This window comes from Streptomyces eurocidicus (assembly GCF_002891295.1).
Lineage (GTDB): Bacteria > Actinomycetota > Actinomycetes > Streptomycetales > Streptomycetaceae > Streptomyces > Streptomyces eurocidicus.
The window spans coordinates 137,768-163,056 of sequence record NZ_LGUI01000006.1 but is presented as its reverse complement, the minus strand read 5'-3'; the positions used below and the strand labels follow the sequence as shown (position 1 = coordinate 163,056).

Below are 25,289 nucleotides of genomic sequence, written 5' to 3'. Positions count from 1 at the left end.
GGGGCGGCCGCGCATGGACCCGATGACCACCGCCGACGGCTTCCGGCCCACCCACGTGGTGCCGCCGGACGGCCTGCCCACCTGGTCGGCCCCCGACGGGGCGACGCCCACCGAACCGCTGGACCCGCTGCTGCCGGTCCGGCTCCTGGACCGGCGGGGCGACTGGGGCCGGGTGCTGTGCGCCAACGGCTGGGCGGCCTGGGTGGACGGCCGGCTCCTCGTACCGCTCCCGCAGGGCCCGCCCGCCGCGGGCGCTCCGCTCGCCCGGACCGACGACGCCCGCGATCTCCTCGCCAGGATCGAGGACACGCTCGGCCGCTACCGGCGCGCGGCGGACGAGGTGGCGGCCGGGCGGATGGACGGCGAGACGTTCCGCCGGACCACCAACGGCCTGCGCGTGGGCGTGGTGGTCGACGGCGGGTCCGTCTGGGTCTACGACGCCGAACGGGACGGCTGGCTCTACTGCGACGGCACGGCGGCGACACCGTTCGCGGAGCCCGCCGCACCGTCCGGGAGCGAGGACCGATGACGGGCGACGAGCCGCTCCGGCCCGGCGTCCCGGTGGAACGGCCCTCCGAACTGACCGGCCGCCGGATCGGCACGTACCGGGTGGAGAGCGAGATCGGCCAGGGCGGCATGGCCGTCGTCTACCGCGCCCGCGACACGCGCCTGGAACGCACCGTCGCGCTCAAACTGCTGGCGCCCGAACTGGCGCGCAACGACACCTTCCGCAAGCGCTTCGCTCATGAGTCCCAGGCGGCCGCGGCCATCGACCACCCGCACATCGTCCCCGTCTACGACGCCGGCGAGGCCGACGGCCTGCTCTACATCGCCATGCGCTACGTCGACGGCCAGGACCTCCGCGCGCTGCTCGACCGCAGCGGGCCGCTGTCCCCCGCCGTCACCTGCCGCATCGCCGTCCAGGTCGCCTCGGCCCTCGACGCCGCCCATGCCCACGACCTCGTGCACCGGGACGTCAAACCGGGCAACATCCTCGTCGCCGAGGGCACCGACAGCGACCATCCCGAGCACGTCTACCTCACCGACTTCGGCCTGACGAAGAAGTCGCTGTCCCTGACCGGCTACACCCGGGTGGGCCAGTTCGTCGGGACCCTCGACTACGTCGCGCCCGAGCAGATCTCCGGCAAGCCCGTGGACGGCCGCTGCGACGTCTACAGCCTCGCCTGCGTGGTCTACGAGATGCTGTCGGGGGCGCCGCCGTTCCGGCGCGACGACGACATGATCCTGCTCCGGGCGCACCTGTACGAACCTCCGCCCCGGGCCTCCGACCACGTTCCCGGGCTGCCGCCCGCGGCCGACGAGGTCCTCGCCACGGCCCTGGCGAAGTCCCCCGACGACCGCTACGACGGCTGCCTCCAGTTCGTGACGGCGCTCCGCCGCGCGGTGGGGGGCGCGGCGGCCCCGGGCCCCGGGGCGGGACACGAGCCGACACGGGTGGTGCGGGGGCTCGCGGACCTGCCCCCGGTGGGCGCGGTGCCGCCGCCGGGGCCGCCGCGATGGGCGGCGGCGGTGTTTCCCGGACCGCGGCGGTAGGGGCGGAGCCGGGCCGGACGAGGGCGGAGGCCGGCCGGGCGCTACTGTCCGGCCGGCCTCTCCCCGACCACCTCCGCCACCTCCGCCACGTCCCCCCGCCGCCGTACCCGCCGGGCGAGCACGTCGCCCAGGAACCCCGCGATCAGCCCCCAGAGCAGGCCGAAGCCCAGCAGGGGGAGCCACCGCGGGCGCAGGGACACCTCGCCGCCGAAGGCGCCCAGGTCGCCGATGCCCAGCAGGGAGAGTCCGAAGCGGGCCGTGATCCCGGTCAGGGCGGCGACCACCAGGAGGGTGACGGCGAGGGCCACGGCCAGTTGCACGGCGTGCTGCCAGCGCCGGGTGCGCGGGGACGAGCGGGCGGCCACGAGGAAACCGGCCGCCAGCAGGGCCAGGGCGGCGACGACCACCAGCAGCCAGGCGCGGCCGTCCTGCTGGGTGAGGGAGGAGAGGTTCACGGCGCCCCTGCCGTCGCGCTCCCGCAGTACCGCCGCGAGGGCCTTGGGCACGGGCAGGCCGATGTCGGGCGCCCGGCCGTCCCAGGTGCCGCCGAGGCCGACGCCGAAGGCGAGCCAGACGAGGTTGGGCAGCCCCAGCAGCAGGACCGCGGCGGTCTCCGCCGGATGGCCGCGCACGAGGAGCACGACCACCCCGGCGACCAGGCCGAGCGCCGCATAGGCCAGCAGGACGGCCAGCATCGCGAACGCGGCCGGGCGGACCGGCTCCTGGAAGCGCAGCAGCCGGGACGGCAGCGGGGTCTTGCGGGACACGGCGACGGCCACCGCAAGCAGCACCAGCAGCCACATCAGCCCCAGGCCGAGGGTCGGTCCCACCGCGGCCCGGAACCCCACTTCCGGAGTCACGCCCAGGGCGTCGCCGAGGTCTCCCAGATCGCCCAGGTCCCCGACCTGTGTGCCGCCCAGGTCGATGCGGAACGTGTGCCGGGCGGCGAGGCAGATCAGCAGGAGCGCGACCAGCCAGAGTGCGGCCGTCCGGGCGACCCGGCCGAGCAGTTCGCGGCCGCTCGCCACCGCCCGGTGCCGCAGCGGCCGCAGGAACACCACGGCCGTCACGACCGCGCCGGCCAGGGTCACCGACAGCGGTACGACGTCCAGCCCCGCCGCCGTACTCCCCAGGAACCCGGCGCCGCCGGACAGTTCGACGGAACCGCCCACCGCGGCGACCACGGTCGCCGCGACGACCGAGGGGAACCCGCCGCCGGGCAGACCGGTCGCGCCGGCCGCCCACAGGCCGAGCGCCGCGGTCACGAACATGGCGGCCACCCCCGCGGCCACCGCCGCGAACGCGTCCCACCAGGCGCGCAGGGCGTGCCGGGGCGGCTCCGGCGCGGTACTCGGTGGCTGACTCACGCTGCCTCCGTCACTCGTCGGTCGGTCGTCCGTGTTCCGTCCGCTCCCGTCGGACACCCGTTCGTCCGCGGTGTCCGCAGCCCGCCCCGTCCGCTCGGGCCGGGGCGGCTCCTCCGCCGGGCGCGGAAGGGCCCGGAGCTTCAACGTAAGCCTCCGGGCGGCGGCCCACCCGTCGGGCGGGCCGCCGCCCGCTTGCGGCACCCGAGGGTCTGCGGCACACAATGACCGGTGGGGGCGACGAACCAGGTGAAAAGCAGACGGAAGAGGGAAAACGCTTAACGCGCGGACACCACGCGCGAATGCCGCCAACGCAGGAGAGGGCCGTGTCGTCCGAACCACCGTCAGAGCCGTCAGAGCCGTCAGAGAACCGCCCCACCGGCCCGCCACGGGGTCCCTTGTCCGAGCAGGGCTCCGGGGCCGGCGCCGCCCGCCCGCCCGAGCCGACCCGGACGGACCGGCCCTCCGACCAGGACACCGTGCCAGGGGCTCCTGTGACCCCGGGAACCCCGAGCGGCCCAGGCGGTCCTGGTGGTCCTGGTGGTCCCGGCGGTCCTGGTGGTCCCAGTGGTCCCGGAGGTCCTGGCAGCCACGGCGCCTCCGGGCCCGCCCCCGGACGCGACGGCGGGGGAGGTTCCCCCTGGTGGCGGTCCGCGCCCAAGGTCGCCCTCGTCACCGGCGTCGTGGTCGCCGCCGCGGCCCTCGCGGTCTTCTTCCTCCGCTCGGACGGCGGATCGGGCGAGGTGTTCCTGCAGCCGGCCGCCGCCGACGGGAACGACCCCTTCACCTCCTCGACCGCGAAGGGCTCCGCCGCGGCGGCGGCCCCGGCCACCGCGCCCAGCGACACGGGCGGCACCCGCAGCATCGAGGGCTCCACGCCCGGCCTCTACGGCGGCACCCAGTCCCTGGCCAGCTGCGACGTGGAGCGGCAGATCCGCTACCTGACCGACGACCAGGCCAAGGGCCGCGCCTTCGCGAGCGCGGCGGAGATCACCCCCGACCGGATCCCGTCCTACCTGCGCGGTCTGACGTCCGTACAGCTGCGCGCCGACACCCGGGTCACCAACCACGGTTACAAGAACGGTTCCGCCACCGGCTATCAGGCCGTCCTCCAGGCCGGCACGGCCGTCCTGGTCGACGGCCACGGGCTGCCGAGGGTCCGCTGCGCCTGCGGCAACCCGCTGGGCCCGCCGGTCGCCGCCAAGGGGACCCCGAAGGCCAAGGGGCAGTCGTGGAGCGGCTACCGCGCCGCCGACGTGGTGGTGGTCTCGCGGGCCTCCACGGCCCTCGAATCCATGGTCCTCTACGACCCTCAGACGGGACAGTGGTTCGAACGGCCGGTGGGCACCGAGGGCGAGGAGGACAGCCCGGTCTCGCGTCCCAGCGGCGGCATGACGTCCGCCGCGCCGGAGTCCTCCAGCGCGTCCCCGCCGTCGTACCCGCCCTCCAAGCAACCGGTCTCCCCGCCCGCGCAGCCGCCCTCCGAGGCCCCGGGCCCGGCCTACGGGCCGCCGCCGGCCGCGCCCGGACGGGGAGCCCCCTGATGCCCCCCGCCGTACGGAGCCCGGCCCGCGGGTGCCGTCGCGCGCGGCGGGCCTGAGGCACCCTCCGATGGCCGAACCGTCCGCCGTCACCGGCCGCGCGCGGGCCACCGCCCGGGCGCGGCCGGGCCCGGCGGCCCCACCGCCCGCGCCGGGTGGTGGGCGCTGATCGCGGCGGCGGTGCTCTACAACGCGTGGGTGCTGGAGGCGGTCCTGCCCACGGGCCTGGACCCCCGCCACTCCTACGTCAGCGAGCTCTACGCGGCCGACCAGCCCTTCCACGGCCTCTTCGGCGGCATCGAGATCGTCACCGCGCTGCTCGTCGCGGCCGGCGCCCTGTCCCTGCCGGCGCGACGGTACCCGGCCGCCGGCCGCCGGGCCGGCGCCGGCAGATGGGCGCTGGTGGCGTTCGCCGCCTCGTCCGTGGCCGACGTGATCGTGCCGATGCGCTGCGCGCCGTCGGTCAACCACGCCTGCGAGGCCGTCAACCCCTGGCACACCGCGACCAGCGCCCTGGCGCACGCCGCGCTGTTCGGGTCCATGGCCCTGCTCGTCGCCGCCGCGTTCCGCAGCCCCGGCAGACCGCCGCTGCGCCGCTGGGGACCGTGGGTGCTGGGCGCCGCGCTGCTGACCGCGCTGGCCACGGTCGGCCCGCTGTTCGCCAGACCGGGCTGGCACGGCGTCCCGCAACGCGCCCACCTGGTGCTCGTGGGGGTGTGGCTGGTCCTGCTGACGACGGCCCACCGCCCGGAGCCGGACCCCGGCGCCCGGCCGGGCGGTCCGTGAGCCGCCGCGGGGCGACGGCCGGAGCTCAACGTGAGGGCGTCAGGGCGGAATCCGTGGCGAGGGCGTCCGCCGCCGCGCGCAGCAGCTCCTCGTACCGCCCGTTCCCCCCGGCCGAGGGGTCCAGCGCCGGGCGCGGGCCGACGAGGGCGAGCGCCGCCGCGTACGGGACGGGGCCGGGGCAGTCGACGGCGACGGCCAGCGAGCCGGTGCCGGCGTCCGCCTCGGGGGTGTAGACGCACCGCCCGTCGTGCGGACCCGCCAGGGCGCGCGCCAGGGCGCAGCCGGCGGGGCGCGTCTCGCCCGTCAGCAGGTGCTGCGGGCTGTTGTCCGGCCGGAAGACGTGGTGGACGATCCGCACGCCGTCGGGGTGGGCGACGGCCAGCAGGACGCTCAGGCCGCTGTGCGCGGCCAGCCGGTCCGCCCAGTTCATCGCGGAGGAACGCAGGAGGTTCACGTCCGGTGGCGCCGCCGAGGGGACCAGCGGCCCGGCCGGGCGCAGGACGTCCGTGCCCGGATCCTGCCGTACGAGGCCCTCGGCCCGCAGGCCGTCGACGAGTGCGCAGGCGGTACGGGCGGGCAGGTGAAGGGTGCTGGCGAGGCGGCGTGCGGTCACCCCGTCGTCCGGGTGCTGGGCCAGCAGTCGCAGCGCCGCGGCGGTGCCGCCGGCGAGGGCTCGGGACCGGTTCATGGACGCTCCTTTCGAGGCAGCTCACCGTCCACCGTAAGCAGCCCCGGGGCCGGTCCGCCGTCCACCGACCGGGGGAGCGGCCGGGGGAACCGGGTGTCCACCGGTGCGGCCCGGGCGGGTGCGGAGGCGCGGTCCGGTGGGCGTGGGCGTGGGCGCGAGGTGCCCGGCCCGGTGCCGGCCCGTGGGCGGCCCCGGGCCGGAGGCCGGGATGACGGGACACGGGCCCAGGATGTGCCGCCGGGCCCCGCGTGGCGCGGCGGCGAGCCGCACGCGCCCCGGGCGTCACTCGCCTGCCCGAAGGAATCCGGGGTTCCTGGGGCCGCTTCCGGTCGTTCGCACGCGGGTGGATCCTCTTTCAGTCGGCCGGGCCGCGGCAGGGGGTGTCCGGCGGCGCGGATCATCGGACCTGCTCAGGGGACCGGCGCCGGCGGCGGTTCGGCGCACTATCAACTTTGCTTATATGCAAGGGGATTACTTTAGGACCGTTGCAAAAATACGTCGTCTTGTGATCGAGCAGATCGCACCAAGACGATCACCCTCGATCGGCGCGTGACCGTCCGCGATCCGGGCGCACGCCACTTCTTCGAGGAGGACCCCCATGAACGACAGGCTGAGTCTCGGCCCGGACGCCGCACGGCAACTCGCGACCACCACCAAGACCACCCCGCAGATGCGCGGCATCACCCCGCGCTACCTGCTGCGCGCCCTGCCCTGGGTGGACGTCGAGTCCGGCGTCTTCCGGGTCAACCGGCGCCGTACGTTCATCCTCGGCGACGACCGCATCAGCAGCTACCAGGACGGCGACGCCCACCACATCGTCCCCGAGGACCTGCGCGAGGTGCCGTACCTCCGCGAGGCCGACGCGGACCTGCTGCGCGAACTGGCCGGCTCCTTCACCGAGGTCACCTTCGACGCCGGTCAGCAGCTGGTCCAGGAGGGCGACACGGCCGACCGGCTGTGGGTGCTCGTGCGGGGCCGCGCCGAGAAGCGGGTCACCGGGCGCTACGGCGAGGACGCCGTCGCCGAGGTCATCGGCGACGGCCAGTTCTTCGACCTCGACGCCTGGACCCGCGGCGCGCCCCTGCCGTACCGCGTGGCCGCCCTGACCCCCGGCGTCGCCCTCTGCGCCGACCGCGCGGCCCTCGCCCGCCTGGCCGACCGCGACGAGACGCTGCGCACGGCCCTGGAGGCGTACGCCACCGCCGACCGGCCCGCCCCGGGCTCCGAGGTACCGGTCGACCTCGCCTCCGGCCACGTCGGCGAGCCCGACCTCCCGGGCACCTACGTCGACTACGAGGACGCGCCGCGCGAGTACCACATGAGCCTCGCCCAGACCGTGCTGCGCGTGCACTCCCGCGTCGCGGACCTCTACAACGAGCCCATCGACCAGACCCGGGCCCAGGCCAACCTCACCGTCCAGGCGCTCCGCGAGCGCCAGGAGTCGATGATGCTCAACCACCCGGAGTTCGGCCTCTTCCACAACGTCGCCCCCGGCCAGCGCATCCAGACCCGCACCGGCGCGCCGACGCCCGACGACCTCGACGAGCTCCTCGCCAAGGTCTGGAAGCAGCCGTGCTTCTTCGTCGCCCACCCCAAGGCCATCGCCGCCTTCGGCCGCGAATGTACCCGGCGGGGGGTGCCCCCGGTCATGGACTCCCGGTACGGCAGCCCGCTGATCACCTGGCGCGGTGTGCCGCTGCTCCCGTCCGACAAGGTCCGGATATCCGGACCCGAGGGCGCCGGCACCACCGAGATCCTGCTGATGCGGGTCGGCGAGGCCGATCAGGGCGTCGTCGGCCTGCGGCCCGCGCAGGTCCCGGACGAGGTCGAGCCCGGCCTCGCCATGCGCAACATGGGCATGGACCAGAAGGGCATCACCTCGTACCTGATGACCGCCTACTTCAACGCCGCGGTCCTGGTCGAGGACGCCGTCGCCGTGCTCCAGAACGTCGAGGTGTCCAAGTACCATGACTACTCCTGACGTCAGGGAGCGCCGGCCCGCGCGCGGCGCCGGCTTCGACCCCGAGCGGGCCCGCCGCGACGTCCCGATCCTGCACCGCACCGTCAACGGCCACCCGCTCGCCTGGCTCGACAACGGCGCCACCACCCAGAAGCCGCGTCAGGTGATCGAGGCGCTGGCCGGCTACTACAGCCACTCCAACTCCAACATCCACCGCGGGGCGCACACCCTGGCCCGCGAGGCGACCGAGCTCTACGAAGGCGGCCGCGCCACGGTCGCCGACTTCCTCGGCGCCTCCTCGCCGGAGGACGTCGTCTTCACCCGGGGCACCACCGAGGCGATCAACCTGGTCGCCCGGACGTGGGGGAGCCGCAACCTCGGCCCGGGGGACGAGATCCTCGTCTCCTCCCTGGAACACCACTCCAACATCGTCCCCTGGCAGCTGATCGCCAAGGAACGGCGGGCCCGGGTCGTGCCCATCCCGCTGCTGGCCGACGGCGCCATCGACCAGGACGCCTTCGCGGACCTGCTCTCCTGCCGCACCCAGCTGGTCGCCGTCAGCCACGCCTCGAACGTCCTGGGCACCGTACCGCCCGTACGGGAGATGACGGCCCTGGCCCACCGCTACGGCGCCAAGGTCCTCGTCGACGGCGCCCAGGCGGTCGCCCACTTCCCCGTGGACGTCCAGGAGCTCGACGTCGACTTCTACGCCGTCTCGGGGCACAAGCTCTACGCCCCCACCGGCATCGGCGCGCTCTACGGGAAGCCGGAGGCGCTGGCCGGCATGCCGCCGTGGCAGGGCGGCGGCAACATGATCGACCAGGTGTCCTTCGAACGCACCACGTATGCCGCCGTCCCGCACCTCTTCGAGGCCGGCACCGGGCACATCTCCGGCCCCGTCGGCATGAAGGCCGCCATCGACTGGCTGACCTCCTTCGGCCACGAGGCCGTCGCCGCCTACGAGACCGAACTCCTCGGCTACGCGCAGCGGGCGCTGGCCGGCATCGACGGCCTGGAGGTGCTGGGCACCGCCCCCGACAAGATCGCCGTGCTGACGTTCACGCTCGCGGGCCACGACCCCATGGAGATCGCCGACTGGCTGGACCAGGACGGCATCGCCATCCGCGCCGGCCACCACTGCGCCCAGCCGTCGCTGCGCCACTACGGCTGCACCAGCGCGGCGCGGGCCTCCCTCGCGCTCTACAACACCCGTGAGGAGGTGGACCGCCTGGTGGCCTCCCTGCGAGCCCTCCGGGCGAGCGGCGGCTGACCCGGACCGACCACGGGCCCGTCCGCCCCGGCACCGCGCCGGGGCGGACGGGCCCGCCGCGCCGAGGGGGACGGAGTCCCACGTATTCGTGGACCTGACGGCCCGCCACGAGCGCACAACCGCCACAGGCGCCCGACCGGCAGTGGCAGGATGAGCGCGAGCAGTTCCGGCGGCCGCCGGCCGGGCCGCCGGGAGGCAACCCGTGGGGCCTTCAGGGGATTTCGCGGTACTCCCGGTGGTGCGGGGCACCCTCGGCCGTGTAGGACAATCTCGTACACCAGATGCGTACGCGTGTGCGGACAACCCGAAAGCAGGGGGCGGTAAATGACTCAGAGAGTGGCACAGCGGCGGTCGACGGGCGTGCGGAGCGCCGCTGTGGGGTCGGTGCTGGCGCTGGCGGCCGGACTGGCGTTCGTCGCCGGGAGCGCGGGGCCGGCCGCCGCCATACCGGCCGCCGCGGCCGTGCGGGCGACCGAGGGCTGCGAGGGCGGCGGCAGCGCCCGCGACGCGGCGAAGGCCGCGTCCGTGTCGGCCGCCACGGCGGCGGCCGACGCCGCCCGCCCCCGGTCCACCGCGGTCGGCACCGCCGCCGAGCGGATCTCCTACAGCCTGCCCGCGCAGGCCCCCATCGGCCTGTGGACCGAGTCCTCCGTCACCCTGCGGACCCCCGTCGCCAAGGGCGGCACCGTGCGTCTCGACGTCGGCAGCCGGGGCTTCAGCACCGACTCCCTCGCCGTCCAGCGCTACGCCCCCGAGAGCCACCGCTGGGTCGACCTGACGCCCGCCACGAGCGGCTCCGGCAGCCCGCAGCAGGCGGTCTTCGCCTTCCCGCTCACCACCTCCGCGAGCGCGGCGAAGCCGCACACCGTGGCACTGCGGTTCATGGACCTCGACCGGCCCGGCACCTTCACCGTGACCGCCTCCGTCACCGACGGCAAGGGCCACACGTACCGCGCCCCCGCCCGTACGGCCACCACGACCCGGCCGGACGCCTCCGTCAGCGGCTGGGGCGCCGGGACCACGCTCACCCGCGGCGGCCCCGCCGGCGAGTTCACCCTCACCGTCAAGAACACCACCGACCGCGCCTACCCGCGGCCGTACGCCTCCTACTTCGCCTACGGCGCCGGCACCGGCCACGCCCTGACCCCCAAGGACATCGACCTCCAGCAGTACCGCCCCGGCCACGGCTGGGAGCGCGTGCGGCTGGTGGCCGGCGGCTGTGACCCGGGCATGAGCGCCACCCTGCGCCCGGCCGTGAACGGCCCGCTCGCCCCCGGCGCCACCGCCACCTACCGGATGCGGGTCGCCGTCGCGGCCTCCGCGCCCCGGGACGTCACCGCCGCGGACGCGGGCGTGACGGCGGGCAACGGCGACCTGTCCTACTTCTCCCGCAACCTGCCCTTCGCGATCAAGGGAGGGAAGTGAGCCGCACCCGGGTGAACCGGGCGCGGCGGGCGGACGCCTGAGGGACCGTTCCCCGGGGAACCGTCACCCGGCTCCGCGCCACCCGAGCGGGTGGCCCGGCGGAACGACCGCCGGGCCACCCGCTCGCGCGTCAGCCGAGCCCGCCCCCTTCCCGGTCGAAGGCCGCCCAGCGCTCCACGGCGAACCGGTTCCCCTCCCGCCGCACCTCGGCCGCGCCGTGCCCCGCCAGGTGCGCCGGGAACACCAGGGCGCGGGTGTCCGCGGCCTCCGCCAGGATGCGGCGGCGGGAGCGGGTCGCCTGCTCCGGGTCCTCGCTCACGCAGGGCTCGCAGTCCGGCTCGGCGAACTGGAGCGGGCTGTGCACCAGGTCGCCGATGAACAGCGCCCGGTCCGCACCCGAGGCCAGCCGCACCACCGCGGTGCCGGGCGTATGCCCCGGGGCCGGCTCCAGGACGAGGTTCCCGTCGATGCGGTAGCCGTCCTCCCAGAGCACCGTGCGCCCCTCCCGGTGCACCGGCGCCAGGCTGTCCTGGAACATGCCGCCGCCGGCCTTCGCCACCGTCATGTCGCCGATGGTGCCGCGCTGGACGTGACCGTTGGCCGGGTTCCAGTAGTCGAAGTCGGCCCTGGAGACGAGGTAGGTGGCGTGGGGGAAGGTCGGCACCCACTCGCCGTCGACCAGCCGGGTGTTCCAGCCGACGTGGTCGAAGTGCGCGTGGGTGTTGACGACGACGTCCACGTCCTCCGGGCGGACGCCGGCCGCGGCCAGCCGGTCCAGGTAGCCCGTCCGCAGCCGGGACCAGACGGGCATGTCCGGACGGTCCTTGTCGTCGCCGACGCCGGTGTCGATCAGGACCGTCCGGCCCTCGCTGCGCAGCACCCACGTCTGCACATTGGTCACGAGGGAATCCGTCTCCGGAGCCCAGAAGTCCGGTGCGAGCCAGGATTTGTTGTCCTGCCACATCTCCGGTGTGCTGGAGGGAAAGACGGCGGTGGTGGTGGCGACCGGCGCGTGCCATTCCACGACCCGGGATATCTCGACATCGCCCAGAGTGATCGTCTGCATGGGCAAGACGCTAGGCAACGGCGGCGATACGGCCAATAGTCAGAAGTGCCCTGTCTTCGCGTCAGCGCCGCACCGGAGCCGAACCATGGCCGAAACCCCGGAATTGATCCGTAAACGATCCGGGAAAGACGCGGGGAACGGTCCGGAACCGGTACCGGGGCGCCCCCGGCACCCGGCCCGGAACCGTCACGCCCGTCGCCGTACGCGCACTCGGCACATGGACGTACCCGGCGATGCGCTCGCCGCCCCGGATCACGGCAGCCGGTACGTGCCGTCGAGGGGGGATTGCTGAACAATCAGGCAAGGGGTGAAGGCCCCCTGACGGGCGATCGGGAAAGGCGCCGCCGCACCCCGTGCGATGCCCGGCCGGCCTCCCGCCGGGGCGTCAGCGCGCCGCGCGCAGCTTGAGGATGTACGTCGCGGTGAGCGCGACGGCACGGTCCTCGTCGTGCGACAGATCCGCGAGGGCCCGTGCCGCCACGGCCCCCGGGACGTCCGCGAGCGCCTGTGCCAGCCGCCGGCGTGCGGACGGTCCGGTGCCGCCGTCGGCGAGGCGGCCGGCGAGCCCGGTGGCGATCCGGTCCGCCGACGCGGGGTCACCCGCCAGCGCGCCGAGCGCGTCGGCCGCGTCGGCGTCGTTCACCTCCTCGACGACCATGTCGACGAGCGCCGGGACCGCGTCGGCCACCCCACGCGCCCCGAGCGCCAGGGCCGCGCACCCGCGGACCGCGGTGTCGGAGTCGGTGAGGGCGTTCCGCAGCAGTGCGGTCGCCCCGTCGCCCGGAATCCCGGCGAGGGCCCGGACGGCACGCTTCCGCACCTCGGCCACCGGTGCGCCCAGGCCCTCGGCGAGCAGCGCCGGTCCGCCGTCGCCCGATCGCGCCAGCGCCCAGCGCAGGGCTCCGGCGACGTTCGGGTCCGTCTCGCTCAACGCGGCCTCGACCAGGGCCTCCACCGGCACCGGCTCCTCCGCGACCGAGGCCAGGGCCGCGCGCTGGCGCGTCCCCGCGCTCTTCGACCCCAGCGCCCGGAGAAGCGCGGCGGCCTGGAGGACGTCCTCCCAGCCCGCGGGCTCCGCCGCACCGATCCGGCGGAGTCGCGTGAGCAGCGCGGTCTCGGCCGCGATGCGTTCCCGCGTCCGGCGGACGAGGTCGCCGACGAGTTCCGCGGGAGCGAAGCCGGGATCGTCCAGCGCGCTCCCGACCTCACGCAGCGACAGCCCCAGGGACCGCAGGCTCTCGATGTGGAAGACACGCCGGACGTCCTCGCCGGAGTACTCGCGATAGCCGCCCTCGGTACGCCCCGTCGGCCGGACCAGGCCGAGCGATTCGTAATGCCTGAGCATGCGGGCGCTGACCCCGGACCGCCGTGCCACCTCACCGATCAACACCGCCTGTCACCCCTCCCGGCCGGTCGTGCCCAGGGCCATGATCCGCTTCGCCTCCTCGATCGCGCACTCGAATCCGGCGTCCGGGTCGCGCGCCAGCCGCTCGGTGGCGATCGCGTGCTGACGCACGTGAGGGTCGGGATCCCCCGTCGCGGCGCGCAGAGCCGGCGTCATCGCCGCACCCAGTGCGATCAGCGCCCGGCTGAGGCTCAGCCGCGTCTCCCGCCCGCCGCGCCCGAGCAGTGTCGCCAGCACTCCGGCCAGCCCGGCTTCCCCGCCCTCGGGTACGAGCACGACCGCTGCCCGCCAGGCGCTCCGCGCCACCTCGTCGTCGGCGTCGGTCAGCAGCTCCCGTGTGAGCGCCGGCCACGCCCGCCGGTCCCCGAACTTGGACAGCGTGTGCAACGCCCGGCTCCGCGCCCGCGCCCGCTCCGAACGGAGTTCACCGAGGAGCTTCGGGACAACCGTCGACGACGAGTGGCGGGTGAGCGCCCACGTGAGCATTTCCCGCACATGGAATTCGGGCTCGGTCGCGCATCGTTCGATGAGCTTGTCGACGAACCGGGGGTCGGGGGCCGAGCCGATCGCCAGCGCCGCCCGCAGCCGCGCCGACGGGCTGCCGTTCTCCAGCCCCTGGAGGGCTCGGGTCGTATGCGTGTCCTGTGCCGACATGGTCGTCGGGATCACCTCCTCGGCCACAGTGAAGACCTTGCCACCGTGTCAAGGTCAAGCCGGACCGGGGCCGGGCGGGCCCGGTCCGCGTGGCAGGCGGCGCCGGGCCTCCTCGGTGTCCGTCTCCGGTTCCGCTCCGATGAACGATCGCCGGAAGGGGTTGATCCGCTGTTGATCGAAGGTTCAACGGCTCTCCCTAGGGTTCCGTCCGTACCGGCCCGGACATTCCGATCGCCGCGCCGGGGACCGACCGAGGAGTTCTTCGTGGAGAGCCTGTTCGACCTGGACGTGGAGGGGATCGCGATGCCGGATCCCGACGGGACCGGCGTGCCGGAGGCGCCCGTCCCCGCCCACCCCGCCGTCGGCCTCCTCTGCGACCCCGGCCCGGCGGAGAGCTGAGGCCGCGTCACCCCGCCCGGCGCGCACGCCCGTACGCGCCCTCCGACGACCGGGAGCAGCACACGGATGATCCAACGACGAAGAGCGGCCGCCCTCTCCGCGGACCTCGCGGGGCGGCTCCGCGACCCCCGGCAGGTCCGGGAGTGGCTGCCGCAGCACGAGCGCCCGGCACGGGCCCTCACCCTGAGCGACGGCGCGCCGGGCATCGCGCTGCTGCACCTGGAGCACGGCAGCGGCGACGACCGGGCGCTGCGCACCGCGCACCGCTGGCTGAGCGACGCCGTCGGCCTCGCCCACGCCGCCCCGGAGTACGTCGCGCAGGCGGCGCCGGGGCTCTACCGGGGCGTGCCCGCCCTGTCGTTCGCCATGACGCGGGCCGCCGTGGTCGCGGGCCGCCCCCTCCGGGCCGCCGAGCGCCTCGCCGGTCACGTCCGCGCGTACGCCCGCGCGCTCGTGGCCCGGGAGCGGCGGCGGCGCCCGCAGGACGGCGAGTGCGTGAGCGCGGGCACCTATGACGTCATCTCGGGCCTGACCGGCCTCGGCGCCCACCTCCTCGACGGGCGGGGGCGGGGCTGCGACACCCTCGCCGAGGTGCTGACCGCGCTCACGGCGCTCACCGAGCCCCTGCGGGTCGACGGGCGCGCCCTGCCGGGCTGGTGGACCGGCCCGGGCGGCGCGGCCGAGGGGGAGCCCGTGTCCGGTCCGTGCGCCGGGCACGCCCGTGCGGGACTGGCGCACGGCGCCCCCGGGCCGCTGGCCCTGCTCGCCCTGGCCTGGGAGGCCGGTGCGACCGTTCCCGGCCACGAGCGGGCCGTGCGGGTGCTCGCCGAGTGGCTGATGGGTATCCGGCAGCACGGCGCCGAGGGGAGCTGGTGGCCGCGCACCCTCGTCCTCGGCCCCGGCGGGGCGGCCGTCCCCCGGGAGACCGGGCCGGGCCGGCCCTCCTGGTGCCACGGCACCGTGGGCATCGCCCGCGCCCTGTTCCTGGCCGGACGGGCGCTGGACGTCCCCGAGTGGCGCGAGGGCGCCGTCGACGCCTGGCGGACGGCCCTCGCGAGCGCGCGGCGCACCCACGACGGCCCCGTGGGCGCCCGGCTGACCGACGCGGGGCTGTGCCACGGGTGGAGCGGTGTGCTCCAGGCGACGTGGCGCATGGCCGACGACACCGGGGACGCCGCCCTGCGCGCCGAGCTGCCCTGGCTGGCCGAGCGGGTCCTGGACCTCGCCGACATCGACGACCACTTCGGCCTGCTGCCGCCCCTCGCGCACGGCGAGCACACCAGCGACCCGGCCGGCTTCCTCACCGGCGCGGCGGGCGTGGCCCTCGCCCTGCACACCTTCGCCACCGACACCGCGCCCGTCACCCGGTGGGACCGTGCGCTCCTGCTGGCCTGACGGGCCGCGCCCGGGCTCCTACGCCTCCCGGCGGACGGCCAGAAGCGCCGCGTCGTCGGACAGCGCCCCGCCCGCGTAGGCCACCAGATCCGCCACCACGCGGTCGAGCAGCGCCCCGGGGGCGGTCTCCGGCATCCCCGCGAGCCGCTCGGCCAGCGGGTAGAAGACGCCGGCCGTGTCGCGGGCCTCCGTGACCCCGTCGGTGTACAGGAGCAGGAGGTCGCCCCGCTCGAAGGCGAACGTCCGGTGGTGATAGACGTCACCGACGAGCTCCAGCAGGGCCAGCGGCGGCTGCGGTACGGGCGTCTCGACCTCCGTCACCCGGCCGTCGCGCAGGAGCAGCGGGGGCAGGTGCCCGCAGTTCACCATCTCGGCCGGGCCGCCGTCCCCCGGGACCCCGATCAGGACGGCGGTCACGAACTCCTCGCGCGGCCGGCGCCGCCGCATGGCGGCGTCGAGCCGGCCGGCCACCGTGGTCAGGTCGGCCTCGACGTAGGCGGCCTCCCGGAAGGTGCCGAGCACGGCGGCCGCGGTGGCGATGGCGTCCAGGCCCTTGCCCCGTACGTCGCCGACGAGCAGCCGGGTGCCGTACGGGGTGGCCAGAGCCTCGTACAGGTCCCCGCCGACCCGGGCGTCCGCCGCCGCGGCCATGTACCGCACGGCGGTCCGCAGCCCGCCGACCAGCTCCGGCGGCGGGCGCAGCAGGGTGTCCTGTGCCGCCTCCGCCACGGAGCGCGACCGGACCAGCTCCCGCTCCCGGGTCGCGACCAGGACGACGTTGGCGGTGCTGACGCAGGTGACGCCGAGCACCGCGAGGCCGGAGGTCAGGTGGACGGCCAGGGGGACTCCGCTGTCGGAGAACGCGAGCAGCGGGACGATCAGCAGGGTGGCGGCCAGCCCGGTCACCAGGGGTACCCGGGCGCGCCGGGTGCCGATGCTGGCGAGCACCGGGGCGGTGGCGAGGACGGGGGAGAGGGTGAAGTCGGGGTTGGTCGCGAGGTCCGAGCCGACGGCGAGGGCCAGCAGCGCGTAGCCGGCGGTGACGAGCCGGCGCGCGCGGCGGGGGAGGCGGGGCGTGCTGGGCGGCCCGGGCCGGCCTGGCGGGTGCTTCATGATTGCCGTCCACCATAGGGAGCGCGGCCCCGTGACGGACGGCGACAGGGCCGTCCGGTATTCGATGTAAGTGACATCTATGTATTCGATGTCGGGAACACCTATATAGGTGCATGCGGAATCGACGTAGCTCCCTCCCCGGAAAAAGCCCCACTGAAACACTTACCGGCGGTTCGCTAGCGTGAGTGCCCGGTGATGTCAATATTCCGTTAACTCTTGACGGGTTCCTTGCGAGCCTCTCACTATTCACCGCATGGACTTGTCCGACAGACGGCGGAGCACCGCGGCGCATGAGCGTCGGGGAAACGGTGTCCGCCCCTGCCGTGGGGCGCTGGTGCGCCACGGCAGGTCTGTCAGCCGTACGGGAGGCGCGGTCCCCCAGCCGCGCTTAAGCGGTGAAGGGTCCGGCCGGTAGTTCCCGGTCCCCTGTGCCACGGCGGCGCGACCTCTACGAGGCGTGCCGTGGCACCGGGGCGTCCCGTCGGTCCACCAGTCCACACTTCCCGAACCCACCCGTCGGCCGGCGTCGCCAGCCGGATCCGTCCACCGGGCGGGATCGGTCCTGCTCCCCCCTCCAGCGAAGGCGAACACATAGATGAGTGACCGCACCCTCACTGCGGCCGACACTGAGCCCGGCGTCACCGCCCCGGCCACGGCGTCCCCACACGTCGACGCCGGCGACGCCGGTTACAGCAAGGACCTCAAGTCCCGCCACGTCAACATGATCGCCATCGGCGGGGCGATCGGCACCGGCCTCTTCCTCGGCGCCGGTGGCCGCCTCGCGAACGCGGGCCCCTCCCTCTTCATCGCCTACGCGGTGTGCGGAGTGTTCGCCTTCTTCGTCGTCCGGGCTCTCGGTGAGCTCGTGCTCTACCGCCCGTCCTCCGGTGCGTTCGTCTCCTACGCGCGAGAGTTCATGGGGGAGAAGGGCGCCTTCACCGCCGGCTGGCTCTACTTCCTGAACTGGGCCACCACCGGCATCGCCGACATCACGGCCGTCGCCACGTACACCCACTACTGGGGCATGTTCAGCGACATCCCGCAGTGGGTGCTCGCCCTGATAGCCCTCGCCGTCGTCCTCACCGTGAACCTCATCTCGGTGAAGTACTTCGGTGAGATGGAGTTCTGGTTCGCGATCATCAAGGTCGGCGCGCTCGTCCTCTTCATGTGCATCGGCATCTTCCTGCTGGTCACCCAGCACGACGTCGGCGGCAGCACCCCGGGTCTGTCGAACATCATGGACAACGGCGGCGTCTTCCCCTCCGGCGTGATGCCGATGCTGCTCGTCATCCAGGGCGTCGTCTTCGCCTACGCCTCGGTCGAGCTGTGCGGCGTCGCCGCGGGTGAGACCAAGAACCCCGAGAAGATCATGCCGAAGGCGATCAACTCGATCATGTGGCGTGTCGGCCTCTTCTACGTCGGCTCGGTGATCCTGCTCGCGCTGCTGCTGCCGTACAACGCCTTCACCGGCGACGAGAGCCCCTTCGTCACCGTCCTGGGCAAGATCGGCGTCCCCTACGCGGCCGGCGTGATGAACCTCGTCGTCCTCACCGCGGCGCTCTCCAGCCTCAACTCCGGCCTCTACTCCACCGGCCGCATCCTGCGCTCGATGGCCATGTCGGGCTCGGCGCCGAAGTTCACCGGCCTGATGAACAAGGGCCAGGTGCCCTACGGCGGCATCCTGCTCACCGCCTTCTTCTGTGTGCTGGGCGTCGGTCTCAACTTCGTCGTCCCCGCGGACGCCTTCGAGATCGTGCTGAACTTCGCCGCCATCGGCATCATCGGCACCTGGGGCATGATCATGCTCTGCTCGCTCCTCTTCTGGAAGCGCGCCAAGGAGGGCAAGCTCTCCCGTCCCTCCTACCAGCTGCCCTGGGCCCCGTACACCCAGATCATCACCCTGGTCTTCCTGGCCTCGGTGCTGGGCCTGATGGCCGCCGAGCCCGGCGCCGGCCGCACCACCGTGCTGTGCCTGCCGCTGATCGTGGCGGCCCTGGTCGGCGGCTGGTTCGTCGTCCGCGGCAAGGTCGCGCGGATCAAGCGCGAGACCGAGCTGGAGCGCGCCGGGGCCGGGCTGTAGCCTCCCCCTCCCGCTGAAGAGCCGGCCGTCCCCCACGGGGCGGCCGGCTCCTCGCGTTTCTCGGGCCGGCCCGCCCCGCTACCCGAGGTCGTCCCAGGTGACCACCGGGCTCCCGGCCCGCAGGCTGAAGTCCACGGCGGGGTTGCGCACCGGCCACTTCAGCCGCAGCCAGTGCGGCACCGTCGCCGCGATCCCGTCGTCACCCGCCAGATGCCAGAAGGTATTGGAGTCCTGCCGGGCGAAATAGGGACAGAAGAGGGAGATCACCAGCACCACCCGCCGCCCCTTCGTCACCGGCGTGACCGCGTGGAAGATACGGCTCCCGTGCAGGAACAGGGTCGCCCCGCGTTCCCCGCACGCCGCCTCGCGGATCCGGGGGTCCCCCGCCGACGCCGCCGGGAACTCGTCCGTACGCCCCTGGAAATAGGTGAAACGGCCGCCCTCGTAGTCCTCGTAGCCGTTCAGCTGGATCGTGAAGACGTAGTCCATGCCGTCGCGGTGCCACCGCACGATCTCACGGCCGCCCTGCCCGCTGCCGTAGTTGATCTGCGCGGTGGGGATCCGCAGCGGATGCGGGATCAGCGGCACCCCGACCAGCCGGGAGCACGTCACCAGGAACGCCCGGTCGCGGATCATGTTGTTGACGAACGGCGACAGCAGGTCCGCGCCGCGCAGTCGCCGGGTCGCGATGAACCGGCTGTTCCCCGCCGCCCCCTCCAGGGCGTCGCACACCTCCGTCAGCCGGCCCAGCCCCTCCTGGGTCAGGAGCCGCAGGGGGCCGACGACGGCGGTGTCGTCCGGCCGCCCCCGCCAGGTGCTGAGCTCGCCGTTCCCGTAACCGAACTCCCGCAGCGTGACGCGCGGTCCGGCGGCCGCCTCGTCGACGAACTCGCTCCGCCACCGCGGCTCCGCGGGCAGCGTCGCGCCCCGCCGGGGCGTACGCGCCCGCAGGGCGTGCGAGAACTGCTGGAATCCGGTCGGGGTTCTCGGGAGGTCGAGCGCGCTCGCCGCGCCGCTCCGCTCCGAGGCCGTGGGCATGGGGCATCTCCAATCGGGGAGAACGCATTCCGTCGAACGCCGAGTATCAAAACGCCGCCCCAGGGCCGTCACAAGGCCCGAACCCGCCAGCGTCCCCCCTCGCACGGCGGCGCCCGGGTTGCCGCAGATCACCGGATAAGTAGCGTTATTTCCGAACGGGTAGATGGTGCGTTCAAGTCCACCCGGCTCCACGCACGGGGCCGTAGCTCAAGGCAGAGCGACCCGTTCACCCCCTATCTCCCCACACGGACGTGGTGCGACGGATGCGGATGGCGGCGGGCCCGCTGGACTGGTCCCTGGTGAGCGGATGGATCCCGGTCGCCCTGCTGGTCGTGGGCCTGTGCGCGCTGGCCGTGCTGCTCCTCTCCCGCCGCCGCACCTGGTGGACCCGCTGGGCCCCGCTCGCCGTGCTGCTCGCCGCCGTCCTCACCTGGCTGCTGCGCACCGCCGTGGACGACTGGTGGCAGCCCTTCCCCGACCCGCTGCCGACCGATGTGGTGATCTGGGCGGGCGTCGCCGTCCTCGGCGTCTGCCTCGCCACCTTCCGGATCCCGCTCCTCCGCCCCCGGTACTGGGCGGGGGCCGTGCTCGCCGCCGTCCTCACCGTCCTCCTCGGCGCCTCGGAGATCAACAAGCACTTCGACCAGTACCCCACCGCACGTACCGCCCTGAACTCCTGGCTGACCAAGACCACCAGCCTCACCGACGCCACCGGACGCACCGAACCGGCCCTGTCCGTACCGCCCGGCAAGACCGTCGCCGATGTCTGGCACCCCCCGGCCGGCCTCCCCGAGAACGGCACCCTCTCCAAGTCGGACATCCCCGGCACCCGCTCCGGCTTCCACGCCCGCGGCGCCTTCGTCTACCTCCCGCCCGCCTACCGCGCCACCCCGCGCCCGCTCCTCCCCGTCCTCGTCCTCATGGCCGGCCAGCCGGGCTCCCCCGACGACTGGATCAACTCCGGCCGGCTCCTCGACATGATGAACGCCTTCGCCGCCGGCCACCGCGGCCTCGCCCCCGTGGTCGTCGTCGTCGACCCGCTCGGCTCCCAGTTCGCCAACACCCTCTGCATGGACTCCCGGCTGGGCGACGTCCAGACCTACCTCGCCACCGACGTCCCCGACTGGATCCGCGGCCACCTCCAGGTCGCCACCGCCCGCACCTCCTGGGCGATCTCCGGCATCTCCTTCGGCGGCACCTGCTCCATCCAGCTCGGCGTCAACGCCCCCCAGGTCTACGGCGTCGTCAACGACATCTCCGGCCAGGAGGCGCCCACCCTCGGCAGCAGACAGAAGACCGTCGACAAGGCGTTCGGCGGCGACACCGCCGCCTTCGAGAAGACCAACCCCCTCGACGTACTCGCCCGGCGGCGCTTCCCCGACACCTCGGCCGCCTTCGTCGCCGGCAGCGACGACGGCACATACCGGCCGCAGCAGCGGAAGGTCTACGACGCGGCGGTCAAGGCCGGCATGCGGGCCGAGTGGGTGCTGCTCCCCGGCGGCCACAGCTGGCAGGTCTGGCGCCCCGGCCTGGAGACGCAACTGCCCTGGATCGCCCGGCGGACGGGACTGATCCGATGACCGCCGCCACCGCGCCGCCCCCCGAGGCCCCCACCCGGGGCGACGGCACCCGCGGCTGGCGCGTCACCCTCGACAGGCTCCTCGCCCCCGTCCGGCACGCCCCCTTCACCCTCGCCTTCCTCGCGGTGCTGTGGATCGTCGGAGCCGTCACCGGCAGCCTCGGCTCCGGCCCCCACCGGCACCGCATGGAGGCCGTCGCCGTCGGCGTCCCCGCGCTCGCCGAGGGCCGCTGGTGGACACCCGCCAGCTCCCTCCTCTGGTGCCCCGGCCTCGGCGGCTACATCGGCTCCACCCTGATCGTGCTCCTCCTCGTCACCCCCGCCGAGCGCCGCCTGGGCGTGGCACGCACCGCCGCCGTCCTGCTCGGCGGCCAGATCCTCGGCACGCTCCTCGGCGTCGGCGTCGTCAAGCTCGGCGCCCTGACGGGGGAGTGGTGGCTGGAGGAGCTCGCGGACTACCGCGCCGTGTCCCCGAGCGTCGGGGCGCTCGCCGTCGGCGGGGTCCTCAGCTACCGTCTCACCGCCCTGTGGCGCCGCCGCACCCGCCTCGGCATCGTCGCGTTCGCCCTGGTCATGGCCCTCTACGTGGGACACCTCCAAGGCGTGCTGCGACTCGGCGGCGCCGTCGTCGGCCTCGTCGCCGGGGCCGTGATGTACCACCGGTCCGGGCCCTGGCGGCTGCGCCACTCCTCCCACACCGAGGCCCGCGTCCTGGTCGCGCTCGTCGTGGCCGCCGCGGCCATCGGACCCATGGTGGCCATCCTCTACCGCGACTCCTACGGCCCCCTCAACTCCTTCCAGCTCTACGTCTCGGTCCAGCCCACCGACCAGGAGGTCGCCGACGCCTGCGCGGCCTCCGCGGAGGACTGCCACCTCACCCACGCCCTGCGGAACTTCTACGACTCCCCGGCCACCGTCATGGCCGTACTCGTCCCCGCCCTGCTGCTCGTCCTCGCGGAGGGGCTGCGCCGCGGGCTCCGCCTCGCCTGGGCCCTGGCGATCCTGGTCCACCTCGCCTGGATCGCGCTGTTCTCGTACTGGCTGAACGACTTCCTCAGTCACCCCGCGGGCTGGGCCGAGCCCACCGAACGCTCCACCTACGCCCAGGCGTTCGCGGAGCAGATGCTGCTGCCCGTCCTCGTCGTGGTCCTCCTGATCGTCACCCGCGCCCGCTTCGACCTGCGGCTGCCGCGCCCGACGATCCGCCGGCTCGCGGCCGTCACCGGTGGCGCGCTTCTGGTGGCCTGCGTCGCGTACGTCGGCATCGGCTACGCCGTCCGCGACCAGTACGACCCCGAAGCCACCTTCCTCCTGCTGCTGTCCGGGCTGCCCTCCGAGTTCCTCCCGCCCACCCTCGTCGGCGCCTTCTGCGACTGGCCCGTGCCGGTCGGCGGCACCGCGCAGGCCCTCTTCCAGTACTGCGGCCTCCTCTTCTGGCTCGTCACCCTGATCGCCCTGCTCTTCACCTTCCGGCGCCCCCGGCTGCACACCGACGCGGACGCGGCCGTACGGGCCCGGCGGCTCCTCATCGAGCAGGGCGGCTCGACGCTGTCGTACCTCACCACCTGGGACGGCAACTACTACTGGTTCGACGACCGCGGCCGCGCCGCCGTCGCCTACCGGGTGGTCGCGACCGTCGCCCTCACCACGGGCGAGCCCTTCGGCGCCCCCGACGCCCGCGCCGCCGCCGTCGCGGGCTTCTCCCGGCACTGCGACGAACGCGGCTGGACCCCCTGCTTCTACAGCGTCGGCGAGGAGACCCGCGAGGCGTCCGAACGGCTCGGCTGGCGCTCGGTGCAGGTCGCCGAGGACACCGTCGTCCCGCTGCCCGACCTCGCCTTCACCGGCAAGAAGTGGCAGGACGTCCGCACCGCGCTCAACAAGGCCAAGAAGGAGGGCATCACCGCCGAGTGGTGGTCCTACCCCGACGCCCCCGTCGCCCTCACCGACCAGGTCCGCTCCATCTCCGAGGAGTGGGTCGCCGACAAGGGCCTCCCGGAGATGGGCTTCACCCTCGGCGGCCTCGACGAGCTCGACGACCCCTCGGTGCGCTGCCTCCTCGCCGTCGACGCCGACCGCACCGTGCACGGCATCACCAGCTGGATGCCGGTGTACGGACACGGCAAACCGGTCGGCTGGACCCTGGACTTCATGCGCCGCCGGATGAGCGGCTTCCGTGGCTCGATGGAGTTCCTCATCGCCTCCGCGGCCCTGGGCTTCCAGGAGGAGGGCGCCCGCTTCCTCAGCCTCTCCGGCGCCCCCCTGGCCCGCAAGGCCACGGAGGAGCCGCCGGCGGCGCTCCAGCGCATCCTCGACCTCGGCGGCAGGGTCCTGGAACCGGTCTACGGCTTCCGCTCCCTGCTGGCCTTCAAGGCGAAGTTCCAGCCGGAGTACCGCCCGATGTACATGACCTATCCGGACCCGGCGGCGCTGCCCGCGATCACCCGGGCGATCGGCAAGGCGTACCTGCCGCACATGACGGCGGGGCAGGGGGTGCGCTTGATGAGGCAGTTCTCGTCGTAGCGGGCGGGCGGGCCCCGGCACCGCGCCCGGTGGAAGCCGGATGTCCCCTTTCCGGTGGCGGTCCCGCCCCGCGATCAGAGGGCGGTGAGGACGCGCGGCCCGGACTCCGTGATCGCGACCGTGTGCTCGAAGTGCGCCGCCCGGCTGCCGTCCGTGGTGCGCAGTGTCCAGCCGTCGGGGTCGGTGCGGTAGCCGTCCCGGCCGCCCGCCATCAGCATCGGTTCTATCGCCAGCACCAGGCCGTGCCGCAGCGGCATCCCCCGGCGGGGTCGGCCGCGGTTGGGGACCGGCGGGTCCTCGTGCATCTGACGGCCGATGCCGTGGCCGCCGAAATCGGCGGGCGTCCCGCAGCGGGCCGCGCGGACGACGCCGCCGATGGCGTGGGAGATGTCCCCCAGCCGGTTGCCCACGACGGCCGCGGCGATCCCCGCGGCCAGCGCCTCGCGCGTGGCCTCCATCAACTCGGTGTCCCCGGGGCGCGGCGCGCCGACGCCGAAGGTGAGGGCCGCGTCGCCGGTCCAGCCGTCGAGCCGGGCTCCGCAGTCCACGCTGACCAGGTCGCCGTCGCGCAGCCGGTAGCCGTCGGGCACGCCGTGGACGATCGCGTCGTTGACCGACGCGCAGATCACCGCGGGGAACGGGGCGGGCGCGAACGAGGGGTGGTAGCCGAGGAACGGCGAGGTCGCGCCGGCCTCGTCCAGTACGGCGCGCGCCGCCTCGTCCAGCTCCCGCAGGCTCACCCCCACGCCCGCCGCCTCGCGCGCGGCGGCCAGCGCGCGGGCCACGACGCGGCCCGCCTCGCGCATGGCGTCCAGCTCGGCATCGGACTTGATCTCCACCATGGTCTGTCGCTCCCGTCTCATGGGCCCGCCCCGGCGAGTCGAGCCAATTCTTATACCGGTATAGTTATCACGGTATTAGTATCACGGTCATGGTGAGGAATCCTTTGACCCCCTGGGAGCGCCGTCGCGGCGAGACCTTCGGCATGCTGCTCCGCCGGGCCCGCGGCGACCGGAGCATGGTGGAGATCGCGGCGGCGGCCGGGCTGTCCGCCGAGACGCTCCGCAAGATCGAGACGGGCCGTGCGCCGACCCCGGCCTTCTTCACGGTGGCGGCCCTGGCCACCGTGCTCGGCCTGTCCATGGACGACCTGGCCGCGGCCTCGGCCGAGGCCGCCGGGGCCGAGCCGGAACTCGCGGAGGCCGGCTGAGGGAGGCACCCCGGGAGCCGCGTCGCGGTCCCGGCCGGGGCGCTCCACCGGCTGCCGGCCGGGTGCCGGAAAGCGGTGAAGCGGAAGGCGTGACCGTGCGGCACCCGGGTGAGCCCGAAAGCGTGAACGGCACCTTCTGGCGAAACGGTTTCTCCCTGTCGCGTGCGCCTCGGCGCGCACGCGTGCCCCGAACCGACCGGTGGTTCACTCCCGATGGGTATTGACCCGCACCGGAGTTG

The 25,289-nt window shown here is 74.3% G+C and carries 21 protein-coding genes; 13 read left to right on the top strand and 8 right to left on the bottom strand.

The genetic code is table 11. The features are described 5' to 3' along the window. The first annotated feature begins 13 nt into the window (after positions 1–13). On the top strand, positions 14–529 hold the full coding sequence (locus tag AF335_RS20090; protein ID WP_102919815.1) for an SH3 domain-containing protein: 516 nt from the start codon (positions 14–16) through the stop codon (positions 527–529). After that, positions 526–1,554 carry a serine/threonine-protein kinase gene (locus tag AF335_RS20085; protein ID WP_102919814.1) on the top strand — a complete coding sequence of 343 codons (1,029 nt, stop codon included), beginning with the start codon at positions 526–528 and terminating at the stop codon, positions 1,552–1,554. The genes AF335_RS20090 and AF335_RS20085 overlap by 4 nt, the downstream gene beginning before the upstream one ends. A gap of 41 nt (positions 1,555–1,595) precedes the next feature. On the opposite strand, the gene AF335_RS20080 is transcribed toward AF335_RS20085, so the two are convergent. Beyond that, entirely contained in the window at positions 1,596–2,921 is a 1,326-nt protein-coding gene (locus AF335_RS20080; RefSeq protein WP_244927099.1) for a streptophobe family protein, read from the bottom strand. 680 nt (positions 2,922–3,601) lie between these two features. Here AF335_RS20080 and AF335_RS20070 point away from each other — a divergent pair. Together AF335_RS20070 and AF335_RS20065 are read left to right on the top strand one after the other, a co-directional pair. Beyond that, positions 3,602–4,462 (top strand): DUF6777 domain-containing protein, encoded by an 861-nt coding sequence (locus AF335_RS20070; protein WP_146045578.1) that lies wholly within the window; start codon positions 3,602–3,604, stop codon positions 4,460–4,462. Positions 4,463–4,639: 177 nt separating this feature from the next. Continuing rightward, positions 4,640–5,245: a DUF998 domain-containing protein gene (locus AF335_RS20065; RefSeq protein ID WP_244927098.1), complete on the top strand. Its 606-nt coding sequence runs from the start codon at positions 4,640–4,642 to the stop codon at positions 5,243–5,245. 25 nt (positions 5,246–5,270) lie between these two features. Here AF335_RS20065 and AF335_RS20060 read toward each other — a convergent pair whose 3' ends face one another. Continuing rightward, on the bottom strand, positions 5,271–5,933 hold the full coding sequence (locus tag AF335_RS20060) for an IclR family transcriptional regulator (protein WP_228773525.1): 663 nt from the start codon (positions 5,931–5,933) through the stop codon (positions 5,271–5,273). A gap of 598 nt (positions 5,934–6,531) precedes the next feature. On the opposite strand from AF335_RS20060, the gene AF335_RS20055 reads away from it, so the two are divergent. The 3 genes from AF335_RS20055 (at position 6,532) to AF335_RS20040 (ending at position 10,588) form a co-directional block, all read left to right on the top strand. Beyond that, on the top strand, positions 6,532–7,914 hold the full coding sequence (locus AF335_RS20055; RefSeq protein ID WP_102919810.1) for a family 2B encapsulin nanocompartment shell protein: 1,383 nt from the start codon (positions 6,532–6,534) through the stop codon (positions 7,912–7,914). After that, positions 7,901–9,163 (top strand): SufS family cysteine desulfurase, encoded by a 1,263-nt coding sequence (locus AF335_RS20050; RefSeq protein WP_102919809.1) that lies wholly within the window; start codon positions 7,901–7,903, stop codon positions 9,161–9,163. The genes AF335_RS20055 and AF335_RS20050 overlap by 14 nt, the downstream gene beginning before the upstream one ends. A 324-nt stretch (positions 9,164–9,487) precedes the next feature. Next, the gene (locus tag AF335_RS20040; RefSeq protein WP_170127758.1) at positions 9,488–10,588 is read left to right on the top strand and encodes a COG1361 family protein; all 1,101 of its coding nucleotides are present in this window, start codon (positions 9,488–9,490) and stop codon (positions 10,586–10,588) included. A 130-nt stretch (positions 10,589–10,718) separates the two neighbouring features. On the opposite strand, the gene AF335_RS20035 is transcribed toward AF335_RS20040, so the two are convergent. The 3 genes from AF335_RS20035 to AF335_RS20025 all read right to left on the bottom strand — a co-directional run bounded on the left by AF335_RS20035 (position 10,719) and on the right by AF335_RS20025 (position 13,713). Further along, positions 10,719–11,654 (bottom strand): MBL fold metallo-hydrolase, encoded by a 936-nt coding sequence (locus AF335_RS20035; protein ID WP_102919808.1) that lies wholly within the window; start codon positions 11,652–11,654, stop codon positions 10,719–10,721. A gap of 385 nt (positions 11,655–12,039) precedes the next feature. Beyond that, complete coding sequence (locus AF335_RS20030; protein ID WP_102919807.1) at positions 12,040–13,044, bottom strand: MerR family transcriptional regulator; 1,005 nt, start codon at positions 13,042–13,044, stop codon at positions 12,040–12,042. A gap of 6 nt (positions 13,045–13,050) precedes the next feature. Then, entirely contained in the window at positions 13,051–13,713 is a 663-nt protein-coding gene (locus tag AF335_RS20025) for a HEAT repeat domain-containing protein (RefSeq protein ID WP_102920090.1), read from the bottom strand. 264 nt (positions 13,714–13,977) lie between these two features. Between AF335_RS20025 and AF335_RS36245 the strand changes: the two genes are divergently transcribed. Beyond that, a complete protein-coding gene (locus AF335_RS36245; protein ID WP_260423786.1) occupies positions 13,978–14,112 on the top strand; it encodes a hypothetical protein in 135 nt (44 codons plus the stop codon). Positions 14,113–14,178: 66 nt separating this feature from the next. Continuing rightward, on the top strand, positions 14,179–15,507 hold the full coding sequence (locus tag AF335_RS20020; protein ID WP_102919806.1) for a lanthionine synthetase C family protein: 1,329 nt from the start codon (positions 14,179–14,181) through the stop codon (positions 15,505–15,507). 18 nt (positions 15,508–15,525) lie between these two features. Here AF335_RS20020 and AF335_RS20015 read toward each other — a convergent pair whose 3' ends face one another. Further along, positions 15,526–16,620: a PP2C family protein-serine/threonine phosphatase gene (locus tag AF335_RS20015; RefSeq protein ID WP_102919805.1), complete on the bottom strand. Its 1,095-nt coding sequence runs from the start codon at positions 16,618–16,620 to the stop codon at positions 15,526–15,528. A 595-nt stretch (positions 16,621–17,215) separates the two neighbouring features. On the opposite strand from AF335_RS20015, the gene AF335_RS20010 reads away from it, so the two are divergent. Further along, positions 17,216–18,700, top strand: coding sequence for an amino acid permease (locus tag AF335_RS20010; protein ID WP_102919804.1), 1,485 nt, complete (start codon positions 17,216–17,218; stop codon positions 18,698–18,700). Positions 18,701–18,778: 78 nt separating this feature from the next. Here AF335_RS20010 and AF335_RS20005 read toward each other — a convergent pair whose 3' ends face one another. Further along, complete coding sequence (locus AF335_RS20005; RefSeq protein WP_102919803.1) at positions 18,779–19,738, bottom strand: 2OG-Fe(II) oxygenase; 960 nt, start codon at positions 19,736–19,738, stop codon at positions 18,779–18,781. A 263-nt stretch (positions 19,739–20,001) separates the two neighbouring features. Here AF335_RS20005 and AF335_RS20000 point away from each other — a divergent pair, with 263 nt between their 5' ends. Together AF335_RS20000 and AF335_RS19995 are read left to right on the top strand one after the other, a co-directional pair. Next, positions 20,002–21,318 (top strand): alpha/beta hydrolase, encoded by a 1,317-nt coding sequence (locus AF335_RS20000; RefSeq protein WP_211304125.1) that lies wholly within the window; start codon positions 20,002–20,004, stop codon positions 21,316–21,318. Beyond that, positions 21,315–23,840, top strand: a complete 2,526-nt coding sequence (locus AF335_RS19995; protein WP_102919802.1) for a bifunctional lysylphosphatidylglycerol flippase/synthetase MprF — start codon at positions 21,315–21,317, stop codon at positions 23,838–23,840. Before AF335_RS20000 ends, AF335_RS19995 begins: the two co-directional genes overlap by 4 nt. A 74-nt stretch (positions 23,841–23,914) precedes the next feature. Here the strand turns inward: AF335_RS19995 and map are convergent, their stop codons facing one another. Continuing rightward, entirely contained in the window at positions 23,915–24,682 is a 768-nt protein-coding gene (map, locus tag AF335_RS19990) for a type I methionyl aminopeptidase (protein ID WP_102919801.1), read from the bottom strand. An 89-nt stretch (positions 24,683–24,771) separates the two neighbouring features. Here map and AF335_RS19985 point away from each other — a divergent pair, with 89 nt between their 5' ends. Beyond that, the gene (locus AF335_RS19985) at positions 24,772–25,050 is read left to right on the top strand and encodes a helix-turn-helix domain-containing protein (RefSeq protein ID WP_102919800.1); all 279 of its coding nucleotides are present in this window, start codon (positions 24,772–24,774) and stop codon (positions 25,048–25,050) included. The last annotated feature ends 239 nt before the right edge of the window (positions 25,051–25,289 follow it).